The organism is Mesorhizobium sp. M0698 (assembly GCF_040320455.1).
In the GTDB taxonomy this organism is placed as follows: domain Bacteria; phylum Pseudomonadota; class Alphaproteobacteria; order Rhizobiales; family Rhizobiaceae; genus Mesorhizobium.
In genome coordinates, this window is sequence record NZ_JAMYPQ010000062.1 from 1 (window position 1) to 5,188 (window position 5,188).

General features: G+C 60.8%; 3 protein-coding genes and 1 pseudogene. 1 reads left to right on the forward strand and 3 read right to left on the reverse strand.

All coding sequences use genetic code 11. The features are described 5' to 3' along the window. Window positions 1–185: 185 nt before the first annotated feature. A pseudogene (locus tag NKI16_RS33735) lies at window positions 186–705 on the forward strand (helix-turn-helix domain-containing protein). Between the two features lie 132 nt (window positions 706–837). Here the strand turns inward: NKI16_RS33735 and NKI16_RS33740 are convergent. The 3 genes from NKI16_RS33740 to NKI16_RS34230 all read right to left on the reverse strand — a co-directional run bounded on the left by NKI16_RS33740 (window position 838) and on the right by NKI16_RS34230 (window position 4,526). Continuing rightward, complete coding sequence (locus tag NKI16_RS33740) at window positions 838–1,077, reverse strand: hypothetical protein (RefSeq protein WP_352924769.1); 240 nt, start codon at window positions 1,075–1,077, stop codon at window positions 838–840. Between the two features lie 1,057 nt (window positions 1,078–2,134). Then, window positions 2,135–2,830, reverse strand: a complete 696-nt coding sequence (locus tag NKI16_RS33745) for an OmpW/AlkL family protein (RefSeq protein WP_502897654.1) — start codon at window positions 2,828–2,830, stop codon at window positions 2,135–2,137. A gap of 19 nt (window positions 2,831–2,849) precedes the next feature. Beyond that, window positions 2,850–4,526, reverse strand: coding sequence for a prolyl oligopeptidase family protein (locus tag NKI16_RS34230; protein WP_502897655.1), 1,677 nt, complete (start codon window positions 4,524–4,526; stop codon window positions 2,850–2,852). Window positions 4,527–5,188: the final 662 nt, after the last annotated feature.

Sequence of the window (5,188 nt, forward strand, 5' to 3'; positions counted from 1 at the left end):
ATCATCGGCCATAGGGCCGATGCTGCCATCGTCATTCCGCCACGCGTCAACGCAGTCGAACCGAACGGCGATCAACCGCCCGACCAAAGGAATAATACCAAAGGTCCTGGTTGCTGACTCTTTCGTGATTTTGAGGCGTTTGGAGGCCGTGATTCCAATTTGCCGAAAGGAGATTCGGCGATGGGATCAGCATTGAAGTTCGGGGTGACTATTTGGCTGGCGAGCTTCGGCGGTTCGCGCGAATGACGAAGGATGTGCGCCACAGCAGCCGGCTGTTGTCGATCGCGGCGGTTTCGGACGGGATGAGCCGGGCCGATGCGGCGCGGATCCGCGGGATGGATCGTCAGACGCTGCGCGACTGGGTGCACCGGTTCAATGCGGCAGGTCCCGAAGGTCTTGTCGATCAATGGTCGCCTGGTCCGCCGTCGCGTCTGTTGCCCGACCAGCAAGCCGACCTGCCGCAATCGTCGAAAAGGGTCCGGACCGTACTGTTGACGGCGTCGTGCCGTCGCGGGCGCCGGAGTTGAACCCGTCGAGAACGTCTGGCAATACCTGCGCCAGAACTGGCTCTCCACCCGTGTCTTCGACAGCTATGAGGCTATCATCAACGCCGCATGCGAGGCTTGGCACAAACTCCTCGCCGTCCCGGATGCCATCACTTCAATCGGAATGCGGGAGTGGGCCTATATCGGTCAAATCCCATGACTCCTGGCATAAGCATATTGCGGCAATCATCCGAGACGGCCGGATGAAATGGCAAGCCTCCACCGGCTACGGCAGGCGCGCGCTGGTCGAGACCGCCATCGGGATCCGGCGCGTTGTGTAGTTGTGTAGTCCCTAACCGGGTCGGAATATATGGCAGTCCGGGCAAATCCGACGGAAAAGCGCGTATATCTGTGCTTCGTGCTTCACGACCGCGCTCTGCAGCGCCGCCATGATCTTCTTGCCCTGTTCAAGAGAGAAGCCGATCTCACCGTCAAACAAGCGGCCCCAGCTCCTGGCAATCCGGACTTCCTCACGACAAACGTCGCCGAACTCGTTCTTCCCCTCGATCGTGATCGTCCACTCCAGCGCCACCATCGCCTCCTTGAACAAAAACGATGGTTGGACCGATCGGACCTAACAAGCCGTGTTCGACCACAGAGAAATTGCCGGTCTCGTCGTCGAGCACGGTGAGCGGATGCAGCCGTCCGGTCCGCAAGGCGCATAGCCCTTGAAATCCATCTGCCACAGAACGTTGGGCGCACCGTGTTCGAAGCGGATGAAGGGCTGCGTGGCGCCGCCGTCTGGGCGGCCGAGCTCCAGGCCCTTGCGGCGCAATATTGCCGGTGATGGTCGAGGGCGCGACCTGGCCCTTGTCCTTCCGCGCGCGTCCGCCCAGGCCGGATGCGTGCGCCGCACCGAACCGCGGCCGCCTCGATCGCTTGCTGCATCGCATCGGGCTCATCGCGGCTGTCGCGAGCGTTCGGTAAGGCCCGCAACCCCTCCGCCCGGAAGCGACCGATGAGCTTGTAGCCACAGGTTCGGCCGATGGCGAAACGCTGGCACCGCGCGCTCACATTGGCGCCTCTCCACCAGCGCAAGCCGCACAAACTCCTCCTTCTGCATCATCGCGCTCCTGCCCTTGAATGGCATCCCGAACCCCCGACGCAAAACTCGCCAAACTGTTCGCGATGTCTTTCAGGGCATTCTTACTGCCTTATTAACAGCGTTGAAACGTCTCCTCGAGCCACAGTCAGGATTTGCGACAAGCATGGGGCATGAACAATTATCCCATGGCTATGGTGACGGCTGGATTAAGTGACTTGAGCCGAACGCGACAGCACCAGACGTGACGATTAACACCTGCTGCCCGCGTGCGAAAAATCAGACGACATCCTCTATTAGTGTCTTAAGCCAAGAACCGCGTATTTCTCCGGTTTCTGGATTGCCGATCGGTGCTGAGCCAATCTTCACTATCTGCCGGCGAGCCGAAACCAATCGGTTCGGGCTTGTTGGTGTTGCCGCTGAGTGTTGCTGCACTGGAAGTGAAGACACGTCTCGCCAATTTCACCCGTCCTGAGCGTCACGGCCTTGGAGGGTATAAGGGCGCACGAGGCGCCCTTAACTTCAGCGACCTGACTTCGCCTTCCCATCAGAAGCGGTAGGTGACACCTGCGCCTATGAACCAAGGATCGAGAGCTGCCTCCCCCGTCAGCTTCGCACCGTCCACCGTGACGTCGAAGTCTGGCTTCAGGAAAAGCTTCTTTACGTCGAAGTTGACGCCCCAGTGCTGATCCACCATGTAGTCGAATCCGACCTGCAGCGCGGTGCCGAACGTGTCCTTTACCTTGAGAGCATCGGCGCTGCCGACATCCTGGTTATAGAATATCGTGTAGTTTACGCCGGCGCCGACATAGGGCTTGAAAGCGCCGAAATTTGTAAAATGATATTGCAATGTGAGCGTAGGCGGCAGCAGCCAAACCTTGCCGATCTTGCCCAGCCCGCCGATCGTCCCTTGGCTGCCGATGTTGGCATAGGTGGTGCCGAGTATTAGCTCGGCGGCGATGTTGTCCGTGAAGAAATAGGAGATATCGAGTTCCGGGATCACGGTGTCCGAATAGGAAAGACCGGAGCCTGACACTGCATTGACGTAGCCCGAATCCTCGGTGATGATCCCCAACCCACGCAGGCGGAGTTGCCAAGGACTTGGCTCTTGCGTGACCGGGGTTCCTGCCTGCGGGACACTCGCGGCTTGCGCAAGGTCCGCCGCGACGGCCTGCTGTCCCATCACGATGAGGACAACGGCCGCTGTTACTCCCCGCGGCGCGCGCATTTGGTTTCTCGCCATGAAATTCTCTCCTTGCTCTTCAGAAAATGTGGACTGAATTACGAAAAATCTGCTCGAATTGCGTGAGATTGGCGGAGCGCTCAGCGCAGTTTGAGTGGGACCGCGCAAACATTATTCGCGCCGTGCTCGCAATCGTCTGTACCCACTGATTGGAACGTTGCGCCCGGCCTCGTGCCAACGGGTGCCGAACTCTCCGCCGCCCCGGATGTTCGCCACCACGCACGTGCCGCCGCGTTCGAGCCACAGCTTGCCGAGCGAGGAGTTGTAGTGGGGCAGGAGCGATATGCCGTACCCGCCGTAGGCGGTGAGGTGAAACGGGGCATCCCCGTTCCCGTTCGCCGGACCGACCTGCGTGTAGGGGATCACCTCCCCACCGGTCGAGACTGCCTCGTGGCGCGTGACCACCAGCCCGGATGCGTCGAAATTCTCCGGGTTGCGCTTCAGGATTACTGGAGCGCCGAGAGGCGCCGCGGCATTGAGGTCTAATAGGAGAAGCTTCCGTGATCGGGTCCTGAGCCGGAACGAGGACCTCTCCGTTGGTCTCGTGATGTTCCGCATCGAGCGACCGAAGGTGAACAGTCCCTTCGGCGGGCGCGGTGTCCAGCACTCGGCGCGTCCATTCCTGGCGGTCGGGGGTGAACATGTCGAAACGCGGAACGAGGTACACGAGGTAGGAGATAATGAGCTTCCCGTTATTCCAGAAGAATGACTGCAGGGAGCGCCTGTCGCCTGGTTCAAAGAGGGTGGCAAAACTGCGCTCGCCGGCGATGAAGGAGGAAAGCGAGATACCGATCAGCGCGTCCGCGGCATGGGTCGTCCCTCCCACTGTCCACGGCTTGCGCGGCTTTACCGCCAGCCGGTCGCCGAAGCCGCTCCACGAGGCGTCCTGAGGAAGGTCGATCCGCATCTTCGGCCCGCTCCTGTCGCCGATTCGGCCGATCTTCTCAAAAAAGGTCGCCTGCTCGATGAACCAAAGGCGCTCGCTCTCGGCGGTGCGGTCCAGATGGCAGGACACGCCGAGGGATTCGGGACCGGTCTCGAAGATTAGCGGCCCGGTGAGCGGATCCGCGCCACGTTTCCACAGCCGCACGGTGCGCGCGTAGCCGCAGCGGGTGGCCATGCCATCACCAAGCGCACTGGAAAGCAGAAGCGTGTCAGGATCGAGCCAATTTACCCCGCCCTTGGTCTCCGCGAGGTTGAAACCGTCGGCGACGAAGCTAAAAGACTCCAGATCGAATTCGCGATGCACGACCGCCTCGCTGCCGCCGCGCGAGAGGCGTAGAACGGCTCTTTCCCGTCTCTCTGGCTCGATCGACGCGCCCCCCCCGACCCAGTCCTCTCCGTCGCTAGCGGCGAGGGCGTCCACATCGAGCAGGAGCTCCCACTGGGGATCCGCCTTCACGTAGGCCGCAAGGGTGGTCCGGCGCCACAGTCCGCGCGGGTTTGGGGCATCTTGCCAGAAATTGTAGAGGTACTGGCCGCTGCGCCTGATCAAGGGGATCCGGTCAGGGCGATCGAAAATCGCTGTCAGGGCGTCGCGGTCCCGCTCGCGTTGCGTTCCACCGAAGTGCACCAGGGTCGTGGCCGACTGGCCGGCGGCCCAGTCAAGTGCCCGTTCGCCTTCTACATCTTCGAGCCACAGATAGGGATCATCGTCGGGAGCATTCAGCGTTGGACGGAAATCGAATGTGGTCATGTTCGGATATCCCAAAGAATGATGGCGCCGGGAAAACAGGCGCAAAGTCTTCCGTTGGCCCGGGAAAGCTCCGCTTTCGCGGCTGCGACCGCATGTTCGGCGCGCATGATCATGTGATGATTTCTCCTGTGTCCGTGCCGCAGCGCGTTTTGCGGACAGCCTCGCAGGAGTCGTGCCAGATGAGAAAATCATTTCATAACAATGCGATCACCCTGATGGCGCTGTGTCTCATGTCCGACTTTGTCGAAGACCCCACAACGAGTGCAGCCGTGACCGCCTGATAGAACCTCCTATGCCACTCGGTGGGCACTGCGGAATAAGCAGGGAAGCTCACCGCGGAACTGGCCGAGCTTCGGATCGACATCGGCGACGGGGCGATCGACGACCACTACGTCGCCGGTGCCGGGCGCGGCACAGCCTGAGGACTCCGCGGCGGCGATCATCGAATAACTGCGTTTACGACGGGTCCATCCTGGCCCACCGGTGGGCGCGCAAAAGACTGCTTTGCGGCCTCATCCCTCCGCCTGGATTGAGTCGCAGGGACCGAATGGCGCACGTGCTTTTGGAACCGGCAGAATGGTCATAACGCAATTCTCTTCCGGCTATCTTTACAAGATTCGACAATCCAGTTGGTGAGGGTCCCAGATCGCGCAATCATTAAT